Annotated in this window: 15 protein-coding genes and 1 tRNA gene; 1 reads left to right on the top strand and 15 read right to left on the bottom strand. The window is 36.2% G+C overall.

The window, feature by feature from the left end:
* Positions 1-9 precede the first annotated feature (9 nt).
* The 9 genes from rplA to rpsL all read right to left on the bottom strand — a co-directional run bounded on the left by rplA (position 10) and on the right by rpsL (position 6383).
* Entirely contained in the window at positions 10-663 is a 654-nt protein-coding gene (gene rplA / locus ACICQD_RS01305) for a 50S ribosomal protein L1 (protein WP_065094732.1), read from the bottom strand.
* Positions 664-667: 4 nt separating this feature from the next.
* A complete protein-coding gene (locus ACICQD_RS01300; protein WP_006279541.1) occupies positions 668-1108 on the bottom strand; it encodes a 50S ribosomal protein L11 in 441 nt (146 codons plus the stop codon).
* Between the two features lie 2 nt (positions 1109-1110).
* Positions 1111-1947, bottom strand: a complete 837-nt coding sequence (nusG, locus tag ACICQD_RS01295; protein ID WP_070356705.1) for a transcription termination/antitermination protein NusG — start codon at positions 1945-1947, stop codon at positions 1111-1113.
* On the bottom strand, positions 1937-2137 hold the full coding sequence (gene secE, locus ACICQD_RS01290; protein ID WP_022626186.1) for a preprotein translocase subunit SecE: 201 nt from the start codon (positions 2135-2137) through the stop codon (positions 1937-1939). Before secE ends, nusG begins: the two co-directional genes overlap by 11 nt.
* 19 nt (positions 2138-2156) lie before the next feature.
* A tRNA-Trp gene (locus ACICQD_RS01285) sits at positions 2157-2229 on the bottom strand.
* A 13-nt stretch (positions 2230-2242) separates the two neighbouring features.
* Positions 2243-3415 carry an elongation factor Tu gene (tuf, locus tag ACICQD_RS01280; RefSeq protein ID WP_010962309.1) on the bottom strand — a complete coding sequence of 391 codons (1173 nt, stop codon included), beginning with the start codon at positions 3413-3415 and terminating at the stop codon, positions 2243-2245.
* A gap of 11 nt (positions 3416-3426) precedes the next feature.
* Positions 3427-5502: an elongation factor G gene (gene fusA / locus ACICQD_RS01275; RefSeq protein WP_010962308.1), complete on the bottom strand. Its 2076-nt coding sequence runs from the start codon at positions 5500-5502 to the stop codon at positions 3427-3429.
* Between the two features lie 21 nt (positions 5503-5523).
* Positions 5524-6003 (bottom strand): 30S ribosomal protein S7, encoded by a 480-nt coding sequence (gene rpsG / locus ACICQD_RS01270; protein ID WP_395461488.1) that lies wholly within the window; start codon positions 6001-6003, stop codon positions 5524-5526.
* 5 nt (positions 6004-6008) lie between these two features.
* A complete protein-coding gene (gene rpsL / locus ACICQD_RS01265) occupies positions 6009-6383 on the bottom strand; it encodes a 30S ribosomal protein S12 (protein WP_006279787.1) in 375 nt (124 codons plus the stop codon).
* Between the two features lie 1113 nt (positions 6384-7496).
* Between rpsL and prmC the strand changes: the two genes are divergently transcribed.
* Positions 7497-8336 carry a peptide chain release factor N(5)-glutamine methyltransferase gene (gene prmC, locus ACICQD_RS01260; RefSeq protein WP_010962305.1) on the top strand — a complete coding sequence of 280 codons (840 nt, stop codon included), beginning with the start codon at positions 7497-7499 and terminating at the stop codon, positions 8334-8336.
* 164 nt (positions 8337-8500) lie between these two features.
* On the opposite strand, the gene ACICQD_RS01255 is transcribed toward prmC, so the two are convergent.
* From ACICQD_RS01255 to ACICQD_RS01230, 6 genes are all read right to left on the bottom strand, one after another.
* A complete protein-coding gene (locus ACICQD_RS01255; RefSeq protein WP_253303626.1) occupies positions 8501-9349 on the bottom strand; it encodes a P44/Msp2 family outer membrane protein in 849 nt (282 codons plus the stop codon).
* A gap of 121 nt (positions 9350-9470) precedes the next feature.
* Positions 9471-11474 carry a type IV secretory system conjugative DNA transfer family protein gene (locus ACICQD_RS01250; protein WP_077188467.1) on the bottom strand — a complete coding sequence of 668 codons (2004 nt, stop codon included), beginning with the start codon at positions 11472-11474 and terminating at the stop codon, positions 9471-9473.
* 30 nt (positions 11475-11504) lie between these two features.
* On the bottom strand, positions 11505-12497 hold the full coding sequence (gene virB11, locus ACICQD_RS01245) for a P-type DNA transfer ATPase VirB11 (protein ID WP_065094644.1): 993 nt from the start codon (positions 12495-12497) through the stop codon (positions 11505-11507).
* A gap of 1 nt (position 12498) precedes the next feature.
* Positions 12499-13959: a TrbI/VirB10 family protein gene (locus tag ACICQD_RS01240; protein WP_174515709.1), complete on the bottom strand. Its 1461-nt coding sequence runs from the start codon at positions 13957-13959 to the stop codon at positions 12499-12501.
* A 16-nt stretch (positions 13960-13975) separates the two neighbouring features.
* Positions 13976-14776, bottom strand: a complete 801-nt coding sequence (gene virB9, locus ACICQD_RS01235) for a P-type conjugative transfer protein VirB9 (protein WP_174515708.1) — start codon at positions 14774-14776, stop codon at positions 13976-13978.
* Positions 14763-15443 (bottom strand): virB8 family protein, encoded by a 681-nt coding sequence (locus ACICQD_RS01230; RefSeq protein ID WP_151807683.1) that lies wholly within the window; start codon positions 15441-15443, stop codon positions 14763-14765. Before ACICQD_RS01230 ends, virB9 begins: the two co-directional genes overlap by 14 nt.

Raw genomic sequence — 15443 nt, 5'->3', positions numbered from 1 at the left:
ATCACTCCCTTAAATTATATCTTCCACTTTGCCTATCTTATAAGCTTTACCCATAGTTGAATTTAAAAAAACACCCTTAAAGTAAATTCCTTTCGCAGAAATAGGTTTATTATCTTTAATTACTTTAAGAAAGGCTTTTAAATTTTCTAGCAAGTCATCAATATCAAATTTAATATTTCCTAATTTACCATGAATAACACCATTTTTATCTGTTCTAAATTTTACCTGACCAGACTTAATGGTTTTAATAGCTTCTGCAATGTTAGAAGTCACAGTACCAAATTTAGGGTTAGGCATCAGCCCTTTAGCACCCAATACTTTTGCAATAGGAGTGATTTTTGCCATAAAATCAGGAGTAGTAATGCACCAATCAACATCTAACTTTCTACCTTTTTTTATTTCTTCAACTAAATCCTCTCCTCCTGCAATATCAGCACCAGCTTTTTCAGCTTCTAATAAATGTTTATCTTGAGCGAAAACAGCTACTTTAATATTCTTCCCGATACCTTTAGGCAAAACTACTGTACCACGCACCTGCTCTTCAGATTTACGTGAATCTACGCCTAAATTGACCGCAATATCAACTGATTCATTAAATTTTGCTGAAGCAGACTCAACAATCTTCTTCAAACACTGCTTAGGATTATCATTATATGTATTCATTTACCTAACCTTCCACAACTTCTATACCCATAGATTTTGCAGTGCCTACAACCATTTTCACTGCTGAATCTTCATTATCCACTTTCATATCAACCATCTTGCACTTTGCTACTTTAATTATAGCAGACATAGGTAATTTAGCCACTAATTCTTTACCAGGATTACCAGAACTTTTACTTAATTTAGCCTCCTGCTTAAGTAAATAAGCCACAGGCGGACCGCTGACAGTAAAATCATGAGAGCGATCATCCTTTATGGAAATTCGCACTGTTACTAAATCGCCTACTTTATAATTAGCGTTAGCAGCACTAGTAACTTTATTAAAAGCTTCACAAAACTTAGGAACAGGTATACCACGTGGACCAAGTACTGAAGCAATTTTCGGTCCTGGAACTGCTTTCCCAGCTTCCATAAGTAAGTTAATCTTAGCAACTATAACACTCATAATTAATCCTCTATTTTCTCTACTTGAGCCAGATCAAGCTCTATTATTGTCGGCTTACCTAAAATCGATACTTCCACATTAATAATTTTTTTCTCATCGTTTACCATATTTACCTTACCAGTAAAATTTTGAAAAAGACCATCATTAATTTTCACTTTTTCACCTTTTTCATAACCATAACCTAACTTCTTTGTCTCTTGAGCATTATAAAGTGCATTACACATTGAGTGAATCTCATCATCCAAAATCACCTTTGGAATATTACCGTTTTTCAAAAATCCATAAACCTTAAGAGATTTTGGTATATTATTGATAAAATTCAATACTTCATCGCATAAATTCACGTATAAAAAGACATAACCAGGAAAGCATTTCCTTCGTGTAGCAATTTTCTTAGATTTCAACTCTACTTCACTTAGCTCTTCATATGGAATAAAAACTTCCTTAAAGTAATCATTAACACCCAATCTCATAGAATTTTCCAATATATGTTGGCGCACTTTCTCTTCACAATTGGAAGCAACTCTCAAGATATACCATTTATATCTATTAAATTCTTTACACTTTAAACTTATCTCATCATCTGAAATCATCTCAAAATCACCAGATTCGCCACTGCAGAATCCAGGCGTTTGATTCAAAATATTTTTGCTTTCATCACACAGATGCATATATACATACACTTCACATAATTCTTTTATATCAGACTTTGAATTACATACCGTTTGATAAGGAATAAACACTTCCTTAAAATAAACAGCATTACTTACCAATTCGCGTATGTTTTGCTCATATCCATAATCAACTTTAATGATATACCATTTATATTCACATTCCATAAATAATTCCAAATAAAGCCTTAATTACGTAAAGAGACATAAAATCCACAAAACAGAAGAAAATCGAAAAGCATAATATAACAATCATTACAACAAATAGAGATGACAACACCTCCTGTTTCTTTACCCAAGCAATTCTTCGTATTTCTTGCTTTATATCACAGAAAAAACCACACAAACTTTTTAACATTTCCACCACAACATTAATGCAGGAGCGATAGGAATTGAACCTACAACCTCTGGTTTTGGAGACCAGCGCTCTACCAATTGAGCTACACTCCTATAACTCAAACTCTCACTCCAAAATTTCAGAAACAACACCAGAACCAACAGTTCTACCGCCTTCTCTTATCGCAAAACGCAATCCCTTATCCATTGCTATCGGTACTTGCAATTCTACTTCTACACTCACATTATCTCCTGGCATTACCATCTCCTTCCCATCTAGCAATTTTATGCTCCCAGTTACATCCGTTGTCCTTAAATAAAACTGTGGCTGGTAATTCGCAAAAAATGGTGTATGCCTTCCTCCTTCCTCTTTCTTTAATATATAAACCTCCGCCTTAAACTTTCTATGCGGTGTTATCGTCCCCGGTTTCGCTAATACTTGCCCTCTCTCCACTTCTTCTCTTTTTGTTCCTCTTAACAATATTCCTACATTGAGTCCTGCACTTCCCTTATCCAGCAACTTCTTAAACATCTCAACACCTGTGCATATCGTCTTTTGCGTCGCTTTCAGACCTATTATCTCTATCTCTTCTCCCGTCTTTATCTCTCCCTTCTCTATTCTTCCTGTTACCACTGTTCCTCGCCCCGATATCGAAAATACATCTTCGATTGGCAATAAAAATGGTAAATCCACAGGCCTTGGTGGAACCGCTACATATTCATCTAACTTTTCCATCAATTTATCTATTGATTTCTTTCCATATTCGCTGCTGTCATCCTCCAGCGCCTTGAGCGCTGAACCAACCACCACAGGCACTTCATCCCCTGGAAATCCGTATTTACTCAGTAATTCCCTCACTTCCATTTCTACTAAATCTATCATATCAGCATCAGCAACATCAGCTTTATTTATATACACCACGATATATCCAACACCTACCTGCTTCGCCAGCAATATATGCTCTCTCGTTTGTGGCATTGGCCCATCAACCCCCGACACTACCAATATCGCCGCATCCATCTGTGCTGCACCTACTATCATGTTCTTTACATAGTCAGCGTGTCCAGGACAATCAACGTGTGCATAATGCCTTTTTTCCGTCTGATACTCAACATGCGCTGTTGCTATCGTTATCCCCCTCTTCCTTTCTTCTGGCGCTTTATCTATCTGATCGTACGCTACAAAATTTCCATAATGCTTCGTTATCGCCGCTGTTAACGTCGTCTTCCCATGATCCACATGCCCTATTGTTCCCACATTTACATGCGGCTTTCCAAATGCTTCCACTACTGCTGTCATAATTATTACCCTTAATTATACTCTAACTTTAACTCATCAACCACATATTGTGGCACTTGCTCATAACAAGAAAAATGCATACTATACTGCGCCCTTCCCTGAGACATAGAACGCAAAACGTTGATATAACCAAACATATTTGCAAGAGGTACCGAAGCAGTAATTATTTTACTATTATTACCTAAATCGAGCATATCAGCAACATTTCCTCTTCTACTATTTATATCACCCATAACATCACCCATATATTCTTCAGGAGTAATGATTTCAACTTTCATTATAGGCTCCAGCATTTTTGGACCAGCTTTATTTGCCATCTCTTTAAAAGCACCTTTAGCAGCAAGTTCAAAAGCTAAAGGACTAGAATCAACCTCATGAAAAGCACCATCAAGAAGGGTAGCCTTAAAATCAATCAACGGAAATCCCGAAATTATACCACCTTCTTTTATCAACTCCAAGCCATTTTCTACCCCAGGAATATACTCTTTTGGAATAGCACCACCTACAATTTTACTTTCAAATTGAAACCCAGAACCAGGCTCAAGAGGTTCAAATTTTATTTTAACCTTAGCAAACTGACCAGCTCCACCAGATTGTTTTTTATGAGTGTAATCAATTTCAACAGATTTAGTGATAGTTTCACGATATGCAACCTGAGGAGCACCGACGTTAGCCTCAACGTTAAATTCGCGCTTCATTCTATCAACAATAATCTCAAGATGGAGCTCACCCATGCCTTTCAATATAGTCTGGCCACTTTCCGCATTTACTGACATTCTCAAAGAAGGATCTTCTGCAACCAACCTATTTAGAGCAATACCTAATTTTTCCTGATCTGAAGTGGTTTTAGGTTCCACAGCAATTTCAATAACAGGCTCAGGAAATTCCATACGCTCCAATAATATAGGAAAATCAACAGAACATAAAGTATCTCCGGTGGTTGTTTTCTTTAGCCCAACTAAAGCAACTATATCTCCAGCCCTAGCCTCAGTTATATCTTCTCGGTTATTTGCATGCATAAGTAACATTCTGCCAATCCCTTCAGTTTCGTTTTTTAACGCATTTGAAACGGTAGATTTAGACTTTAATTTACCAGAATAAATACGGATAAACGTCAAGCTGCCTACAAATTTATCCGTCATCACTTTAAATGCAAGAGCAACAAATTTCTCTTTTTCTGAAGGTTTGACCTCAATTTTCTTTTCTGAATCTTTAGGATCAATTCCAACAATTACATCAACATCAATAGGAGAAGGTAAAAAGTCAACCACACCATCTAAAAGTGGTTGTACGCCTTTATTTTTAAAAGCTGATCCACATAACACAGGAACAAATTTTCCTTTAATGGTCCCATTTCTCACGCATTTTTTCAGTAAATCCACTGGCAGATCATTAGACTCAAAGTAAGTATTCATCGCTTCATCATCCATCTCAGCTGCAGCATCTAATAAAAGATTTCGATATTCTTGAGCCTTATCAAGCAAATCAGAAGGAATATCTTCATAAGAAAATTTAGCGCCCAACGTTTCTTCTTGCCATATAATGGCTTTCATAGAAATAAGGTCAATTATACCTTTGAAATCTTTCTCACTCCCTATTGGTAAATGAATAACTAAAGGTGCTGCACCAAGCTTCGTCTTTATCATATCAACACATCGATAAAAATTTGCCCCTATTCTATCCATCTTATTAACAAAGCAGATACGAGGAACGCTATATTTATCAGCTTGACGCCACACTGTCTCAGATTGAGGTTCAACTCCAGCAACTCCATCAAATACAGCAACTGCACCATCCAAAACCCTTAAAGATCTCTCAACTTCAATAGTGAAATCAACGTGACCAGGAGTGTCTATTATATTGACCCTATGATCATTCCAAAAACATGTTGTTGCAGCAGATGTGATTGTAATACCACGCTCTTTTTCCTGCTCCATCCAATCCATAGAAGCTGCACCATCGTGCACTTCACCAATTCTATTTTGCTTACCAGTATAAAATAAAATACGCTCTGTTGTGGTAGTCTTACCAGCATCTATGTGAGCCATTATCCCTATATTTCTGTATTTAGATATTCCAATTTCCATATCACAATTAATTAGCTAACATTAAAAACGAAGATGAGAAAATGCCTTATTAGCTTCAGCCATTTTATATTTTTCTTCGCACATCTTAAACGCACCACCGCGTTTATTATAAGCATCCAGTATTTCAGATTGCAAACAATCAACAGTGGTTTTTCCACTCTTTTTTCGAGCAGCAGAAGTTGCTTTAGCAATCCACCTTAACGCTAAAGAAACCGCTCTATCTTGTCGAACTTCAACAGGTACTTGATAAGTTGCACCACCAATGCGTCGAGAACGCACTTCTACAGAAGGAGTAACATTTCCTACTGCTGTCTCAAAAATTGATAACCCACCTTCGCCTATTTTCTTTTCAGCTAAAGACAAAGCGTCATAGATAATCTTTTCTGCAGTAGATTTTTTACCACATTTCATGATTGTATTAATGAAACGCATCAGCAAAACACTGCCGTAACGCGAATCAGGACTTATTTCTCTTTTTTTTGCTTTATTCCGACGAGCCATAAACTTTAACCAGATTTCTTTACACCATATTTTGAACGAGCTTTCTTTCGATTTTGCACACCACGCAGATCAAGGGCACCTCTTATTATGTGATAACGCACACCTGGCAAATCTTTAACCCGCCCACCACGTATCAAAACAACAGAGTGTTCTTGTAAATTATGACCTTCACCAGGTATATAAGCCGTCACTTCACCATACCCACTAATTTTTACTCTGGCTACTTTACGGAGTGCTGAGTTAGGCTTTCTAGGAGTTGTAGTATACACCTTAGTGCAAACACCTCTCCTTTGAGGGTTGCTTTCTCCCAAAGCTGGTACCTTTTTCTTATGGGTCAATCCTAATCTACCCTTACGTATTAATTGATTTATCGTAGGCATATGTTATAAACTCAAGCTCATTAAAATAACTAAGTTTTTAGTTATAAAATAATAAACCTCAATAGTCAATATAAAAATAAACATTACTACTCTAATAATTAAGCTCAACTGCCTTGAAAGCCATCAGTAGACTTCTTGCACTACCTCCCAAGCCACAACTGTCATTCAGTAGAAACGAAAAAACTTACTTGACACCCTTCGCCAGCCCCATTATCATGGTACTGAAGGTATTCATTTATCTTCAATCTGTGCAGATTAAATGACAACAGTATTACGTAATTGGCGTCTTATTTTTAATTTTTTGCACTATGCACACTTTACGTCTTCACAACATTTCTGGGTTTTTACCTATATAAGCTGAAACGCGCTTATAAAGCGTTTAAGACAGTATAGTACGCCAATTTGCAGGATTAGAGAGTGACAACTAGCTAATACGGGATATCTTTTGCCTTTTTTTCTGCTTAGTAAATTTCTTAAATATTTAAACTAAGGTGAGTTGCATTTAAAAGCAGCTAAATTGCAGTGTTTAAGACTTAAAAAACGCCAATACTGAAAATAGACAATGACTAGGGCTTCTTTTGCCTTTTTTTTGCTTGGTAAATTTCTTAATATTTATGGCAACATGAACTGGGCAGGAAGGTGTCATTCCAGTGCTTGACACTGGAATCCAGTTTTCCATATAATCTCATCGAAAATGTTGTAACCACTTTCTGTGCTAGTTTGCTTGCTTACAAGCAAACTTTTCTGGATCTCAGTGTCTGGGCACTGGGATGACAGGGGAGGGAGGCTACTTGGATGACACCATTCTTTTTCCTGGATCCAAGTAGTCAGGGCACTGGGATGACAGGAGAAGGTACTAGGATGACACCCTGACCTCGTCGTCCCGCTACGTGTTAGCGGAATCTAGAGATACCGTGACGGTATGACGTAAAGCTCGCATTAGCTATACTTTTATGCTCACCAACTTAGCTGGATCCAAGTAGTCAAGCTACTTGGATCTGCAAATTGCAATGTTCGTACAGCTGCGTGCTTGACACTGGGATTTAGTGCAGCTACCCTAAACTGGAAGCTCATCTTGCTATTTTTGGCTGAAAGAAACATATTTTTAGAATAATGAAAACAATCAGCACTTTAATTCAAGAAGGATCGGAGTTATTATCGTCACATAAAGTTGAATCACCACATTTAGATTGTGAAATCATCATGCAGCACGTACTTGGAGTGGAAAGATCATTTATAATTGTGAACCATGCTGATCAAGTGCCGATGGAGAAAGAACTTTTATTTTGGAAATTAACAAAAAAAAGAGCGGAAAGATATCCAATATCGCAAATAATAGGTAATCGTGAATTCTGGAGTAAAAATTTTATAGTTAACCAGCATGTTCTAGATCCAAGGCCAGATAGTGAAACAATAATCCTAGCAGTGTTAAAATATTACCCAAACAAAAAACAGAAACTAAAAATTGCAGATTTTGGTACAGGCACAGGTTGTTTATTGATATCCGTACTTAGTGAGTATGAATATGCTGTTGGCGTCGGTTTTGAAAAAAGCTTGGAAGCATATAAAGTTGCCTATCAGAACACAAAAAAACATGATCTTCTCAGCAGAGCCAAAATATTTCCAAGTTCGTGGACAGAGTGCAGAGGTTCATTCGATCTTATAATCAGTAATCCTCCATATATTAAAAGAAGCAAATTGAAAGACTTGCAAGCTGAAGTGCAAAAGGAACCAAGAATTGCCCTTGATGGTGGTATTGATGGTTTGAGCTGTTACTTGAGCATTTTTCCAATATTGAGAAAGTGCCTTAAAAAAAATGGGTTTGCGATATTGGAGATAGGTGAAGATCAAAGCAATATTGACAAAATAATCCCCTCATACGAATTAGCTTTTCAGGAATATGTATATGACTTAGCGGGAATGAAGAGATGCATTGTTGTGAAAAGAACATAGCTAATGTTTTTTTGCCTTCATCCCATATTATCCTATATCATCCCAGTACCCTCTACCTAGTCATCCAAGTAGCGTGACTACTTGGATCTATATTTAACTAGATCCTATGGTCAAGCCATAGGACGACAGGAACGGTTTTATGCATTTTTTAAAGGGCAACATGTTTAAGCTTTGCTGGCAAAATGGAAAGTAAGACCAGCCTCTATACCGTGTGTGTGAAATAGTTGATTACCTATATTTATTTCCTCAGTTACTTTGCTACCTGAGCTAGGATTAAGCTTCTTTTTTTTATCATTATTAGGGTCGTCTACCACTTGTCCTAACCTTTTTGCTGTAAGCTTAATATCGCTACCAATAGCACCAAAACCTCTATATCCGATATGCATATTTACATCTTCGTTTATGCGATAGTCAAAGCCAGCTTTTAATTGACCTGCGGGTCTTATTGACGGTTTTTCAAACATCGTCATTCTTGTTGCACCGATCCCAATACCAACGTAAGGAGAAAAAGAGAAACGGTCACTTTTCCAATGATGATAAACATTTGCCATTACAGATATGTTCTCAATTTGGTCATGACTAACTGCAGCACTATAGAGATAAGTTTCTTTATTAGGATCCTCACCAGTCTCCTTTAGGTATGAAACAGTTATTTGGCTACTTGTTAAACCAATATTATCCACTTTTACAGAAGAATACATCCCTTCCAATTCAGCCCTATAGCTGTTGTTACCCAATTCTCCTGTGTAACCAAATGCCACATTTGCAGCAAAAGGTGGATTATAATCTCCTTTATACTCACTTAGTGACTGACCTTCTGTGTTCTGAGCACCCCTGTCATTTATAGACAAATTTTTGATACCTGTAGTGCTTGTTTTTAGTACGCTTGTGTTATTTAAATATTGACCGTAATACCCACTACCAAAGTAAAACCCTTCTGTTTCACTTGCAAAAGATTGTTGTGACAACAATAAAGCAAATGCTGTAACCGCTAATGTTTTTTTACTAATCATTATTACTCCCCTAGTTAAAATAGCTAATCTAATACTAATTAATTAAAAATGGCTTAATATGAAAAACCTAATTATTTGCATAACTTGCACTTTTCTGAGCTAAAAATAGGCAAAGTTAACCTTACTTCTCGTCATTTTTTAATTTATCCTCATCTTCAAATTCATCCTCCTCTTCTTCGTCATCAAACCCATCATCGCTCCTATCCTCATCTTCCTCGTCATCATCTTCAAACTTATCGTCGATATCTTCATCATCAATATCTTCGTCTGCAAATTCATCTGATTCATCATATACTGCATCTTCGGTTTTAGTTTCAGCAGGATAATCAACTGAATTAGGTCCCTCAAGAACATTATTCCCCTCGTTATTAACCTTATCTTTGCTCGCAGCGGCAGAAAGAACTTTGTTTGGGTCATATGGTTCTTGTGTAGGCACACGAGTTTGTTTGAGCAGCCTTCTTGTGAAGGTGGTATCACTGTAGTACAAAATTTTCTTTGATTTAATTGGGTAAGTCGACTCTATTAAAATTATCTGATCGTCACGTGGCAACATAATAACTTCTTGAGGCAATAGCAATGCTCTCTGTATTTCAGAGATATGTAATGACCTTGAAGCAGGATTTAAATCTAAAAATTTAGGCTTATTCAACGATTCTTGTTGTACAGTTTTGTTTCCTATAAGTTGCGATATTAAATTAGCTGTTTCAATATTATTGGCTGCAAAAGTTATTCTGTAAGTCGAGTTTGACAAAAAGGAGTTCATCCCTGCTTCTTCGTATATTCCTTTGAGCTGCTCAGTATCTTGAACAATTAAGAATAACCTAACTCGATAACCACGAAAATATGCAATACCTGTTTGAAATTGCTCCATTTTTCCAAGTGTAGGAAACTCATCCATTAAAAACAATACGCCATAAGGCTCGTCATCCGATGGCAATTTTCTACATAAAAACTCAGTTGCCTGTTGGTAAAAAACCTGCATTAAAGGCCTGAGCCTAGTCAAGTTGTCAGGAGTTAAACCAACATAAACTGTAATTTTCTTCTTTTTAAAATCTAGAATATTAAAATCACTTGACGCAGTTGCAGTATCAATCAATGGGTTTGCCCACAATTCAAGTGATGAGTTCATGGTTGATACAACACCTGACCTTTCTTTATCAGCTTTTTGTAAAAAAGCTGCAATATTCATATATGCTACAGGGTGTAGTATTTTACCCATTGTATCAAGAGCAACAGCAAGATTATAAACCACGTCATCACTACGCATCGTACGCACAACTTCACCAAAAGATTTAACTTTCTCTGGTGCAGCAAGTAAGTATAATACCACTCCAACAAATAAGCTTCTTGCTTCATTCTGCCAAAAGTCTTGTTCAGGCATGATTAGGTTAGCTATTTTCTGCACATCGTCAACCATCTGCCCAGGTTTTTCACTAATCCATTGTAATGGATTGTAACAGTGACTTATTCCATCTGGCTGCGCTGGATTCCATACGTATACTTTTTGTCCTTGTCGTTCTCGCCAACCACTTGTTATTTCATAGTTTTCTAATTTTATGTCGTGTACAATTACCGAGTCAGTCCAAAATAATAAATTAGGAATTACAAAGCCAACACCCTTACCAGAACCTGTAGGTGCAAATAACAATGCATGCTGAAACCCATCAGAAATGAAGTATCCTCTTTTATCTTTACCAAGCAATAATCCCTTTTTGCTTCTTAATCCTGCTTTTCGTATGTCTTTCTCTGATGCCCACTGCGAATCTCCATGAAGTGATTCCTTCTTTTTAAATGGTCGCCACTCAATTATCCTTTCTCTTAAATTCCATAAGATAATCATTAAAACAATGATAGGCAGTGCAGAAGATATAATTAATGTGATTTTGAGCTCAAGGCTATATAACTCTGGATGATGCCAACAATATTGTATATGATCAAAAATCGTTGGCCAAAGAGCTTGAGGGAAAGGCGTCAAACTAGGATTAATTGCCTTAAAATCCACAGCATCCGGACCATCAGCAAACAGAACAAACAATATACCAGATAGATAGAAGCAAAACTCAAGTACGCTAAAAGCTACTACACCTCCTATGAGAATATTACGTAGGTGATTTCCATTACTCATAAACTACTCTTCCTTAACTTATGTATAAATTTAAGCATTTTCGCTCGCAGATCTAGTAAATAATATCTCAGAAATGCTTCTTTTGCCCCCACCGGTTCTTTTTAGCTGAATAACAATATCAATCACATTTCTAATGTATGGTATAATTTGGTCTGGAGGAATGCCAAGATTTGCCTGCATAACCATCAATTTTATTTGCTCAAGGGCCATTGTTGGACTATCTGCATGAAGGGTTGATATTGATCCAGGGTGACCAGTATTTATCGCCCTGAGAAAACTAAAAGCTTCCGCTCCACGGAGCTCACCAACTATTATTCTGTCTGGCCTTAAACGTAAGCACGCTTCTATCAAATCTTGAGTGGTTACTTTTGCTCTGCCCTGCCCTCCTTTAGAGGCAATTAGATGGACTTTATTGGGATGATCGTTCAAAACGATTTCCCTTGCATCCTCAACAGTAATAATTCTTTCCTCAGCTGGAATAGCACGCAAAGTAGCATTAGTAAAAGTAGTCTTACCAGTGGAAGTTCCACCACTAATTATAATATTTTTCTTACTTATTACAGCGTATTCTAAAAACTCTTTTATTTTTTTTTGCCTTAACAATAAATCCAAATGACGGTCAACTGGATTATCAGTTGCTTCTGTAACAGTTTCAGAAAAAGCCCCCATTTTTTCGTAATCATCGAGTGCTAACTGCATGCTAGAAGGCTTACGAATCGACATGACTACTTTATCAGGTTCACATGCTGGCGGAAATACTATCTGTATACGATAACCATTTGGTAATGTTGCCGAAAGTAACGGCGCTTCTTCGCTAAGTTTTTGTTCTGTAGCTTGAGCAATCAGTCTGCCAAGAGATTTCAAATGGTTAAGATCGAATACTTCTAATTTTTCACACCTTATTTCACCGCGATTTTCAATCCATACTTCCTTTGGCTTATTTATTGATATTTCATTTACGCCTTCTTCTTGAAATATGCCTTGTAATGGCTCCAAATATGTATCAAGTGCAGCATAGTTCATTTCATTGATTTAATATTGCCTGTGGAGGAAATACTATATCTTGGTTAACAAATACTTTCAATGCAGTGCCTTGATCAACATAAATAGTTGGTTTTTTATCTGTATATCTGCCCACTACATCCCGCATATCTTTAGAAAAATCCTCGATTGATTTCCCGATTGCTTCATCATAAACAGACTTGCTTTTTCTTTGAATTTGTTCTAACAGTTGATTTACAATTTCCAGGCTTATATTTACCTCGTCTTCTTCAATTCCTAGTGCTTTTGCTATTTCCTCTTTCATTATTTTTAGTAAATCTTGTCTGCTTTTGGCACTCCGAATTCTTCCGATAGCCCCAAGGCCTAATTTCCATTTGTCACTAGATATCTTCTTTTCTGGGTCAATAATGAGTTGGAGAGAAGAAAAATCTATTTCGGTTGCAGTGATAGACTTTACTGCATCTCTGATAGTTAGCGTATCAACAAGATTAGAAGCCTTTTGCCCTATAACAGCAGAACCAATCGAAACACCAGCAAGTGTCACCGAAGAGAATAACGCACTTACTATTTTGTTATCAACTATTCCTGCTATTCCTGCTCTACCAAGCTCGTCAGTACTAAGTGATGAGATTGCAATATCTATTCCATGTGGCAGAATCACTCTATTCCAGTTTATATTTACACGAGATTTAGCAACATTCGAGTCAAATGAATAACTGCCTATCAATCTTGAGCCTTTAGGTATTAAAACTGTATCACCAGTTTCTGCATAAACATCTCTACTCACCATAGCACGCAGCATTCCTTGCAGATCAGAGTTTATTGCAGTTTCAAGAACAGCATCAATAATTTTACCTTGAGTAATCATTAAACCAAGCTTTCCTACTCTGGTAGCTTTGCTCGATTGTGCTGAAGTGTCGGATAAAATAGCATCAGCAGCCTTGTTCTCTCCACTACCACCTGAAATTGTCAACATCTGTGCACTACGTCTGTCTCTAGGATAACCGCCACCCCCTATTGTAGGAAACGAGGTAGGTAAATTGCCCATAACATTACTAGAAGGAAAATTTTGCTTTGGCAAAATAGGTATATTTGACACAGGAGTTTCTTTTGGTTTCTCTTCTTCTTTTTTCATCACTTCTTCTTTTCTAATTTGTTTTATTTCTGGTATGATTAGTGGTGTAGGAAGAGGAGGTAAGGGTGGTAAGGGATCAGTTATTATTCTTTCAGGAACCATTACATTATCTGGAACTTGTTCCAACTTTCCTTTCAATTCTTGAACGTTTTGCTTTGTTTCCTCTTTTTTAATAACTTCTGAACCCTCTTTAGGAGAAGGACTAAAATAGAGATAATACACTCCACCAGCCAGAAGCACTAAAATAATGACCATCAATGCCCTATGACCTTGATTAGAGCCAACTGTTACTACCTTATTCTCTATTTCTGATTCATCTTCTGAATTGTTACGCCTTTCTTTATTCATATTGCATGTACCACAGCTAAAGTGACCTATTTATAATTTCAACTTCACCATCTTCATAACGCATAAATAGCTTTTTATGTACTCCTTTTATTATAACATAATCATCAAATAACAGCCTTTTACAAGGTTTATCCTCCCCTTCTACAAAAACCTGAGGTATTTTATTATTATTTCTAAATTTTAAATAGGTTAAATAACCATCATCAAATAACTCGATCGGAACTATATCCGCATTACCACCTTCATCAATATATGTATAATTGTACTTCGTATCATTTTCTTGTATTATTTTTTCTAGCTTGTCTGTAGTATATTGCATTTGAGTAGGTAAAGAAACCTCATCTAAATCAACATCAAATTCACCTTCTTCTTGAGGATAATAAAAACGTACTACGTAAGATATATCCTTTTCAGCAGAATAATCGTGATCTACTTTCTTAGCATCAGTATCCGGGTATTTATCGTAGTTTGGCCTTGAGATTAAATCAAAAATGTAATTTCTTTTTTTAGTTGTCGTAATAATCATGTTAGTGCGACTACTAACTTCAAATGGCATGATAAGCAATTTATTGTCATAAGGATTAATTTTCCAACTTGATGCATCACCAACAGCGATATTTTTAACTTTTTCTCCTTCCGCAAATTCAATATAAGAATAGTAACCCTGACTAAAAACCACCGTAAATACTTCATTAGGGCTATACACAAAAGTCTTTATTCTACTATCTATAGAAATAGGCTCATTATAATTAATGGATGCGTTTAAATTGCCACTTACAAGTAAAGCTAAAACTAATAATATCCTATACATATTCATCATCTACTCTATATGAAATAACTTGAAATCCTAATGGGTTAATATATCTTTGCTGATCATCCATTTCAAGCGATGCATATCTATATGACATAATAACTATCTTATTTTTTCTCGTAGAACTTCCATCTTTCCGTGTAAATTCCACAAAAAATCTCACCTGAAGAGCATCGTTACCCAACTTTTGAATTGAGCGAATTTTAAATTCACTTTTGGTATCTGAATATAAATTAAAAAGATCATCCATATTCTGCGATCCTACATAATTTCTAAATTCATTATACACATTAGGTGAGGAAAACAACCTCACCTTTGTATAATAGTTATAATTATAATGATATGGATCAAAAACCTCCCTTGCTTTTATATACTCTGAAATAAAATAATCGTTTAGCGCTTCATCTGCAGAATACTGTTTTACTGTGACAGGATCAACCAATTGCACTATTCCTGATTTCTTGTCAATTTCTATAACAAATGGCTCAATAGTGCTACTTGTGCTAATTTTAAATATGACTAATATGCTGATAGAGATCGTTGCTAATAATATTAATGCAAATAAAAGTAGAATATTCCTTTGAGCAATAACTGTGCTGTAGCGGTTTGAATTCCAATTTATATCCTTATCTAAGGATTCAGTATTTTTTTCTCGCTTAAAAAATCTTAGCAT

This window comes from Wolbachia endosymbiont (group A) of Therophilus tumidulus (genome assembly GCF_964277345.1).
In the GTDB taxonomy this organism is placed as follows: domain Bacteria; phylum Pseudomonadota; class Alphaproteobacteria; order Rickettsiales; family Anaplasmataceae; genus Wolbachia; species Wolbachia pipientis.
This window is presented reverse-complemented; position numbering and strand designations above follow the sequence as displayed.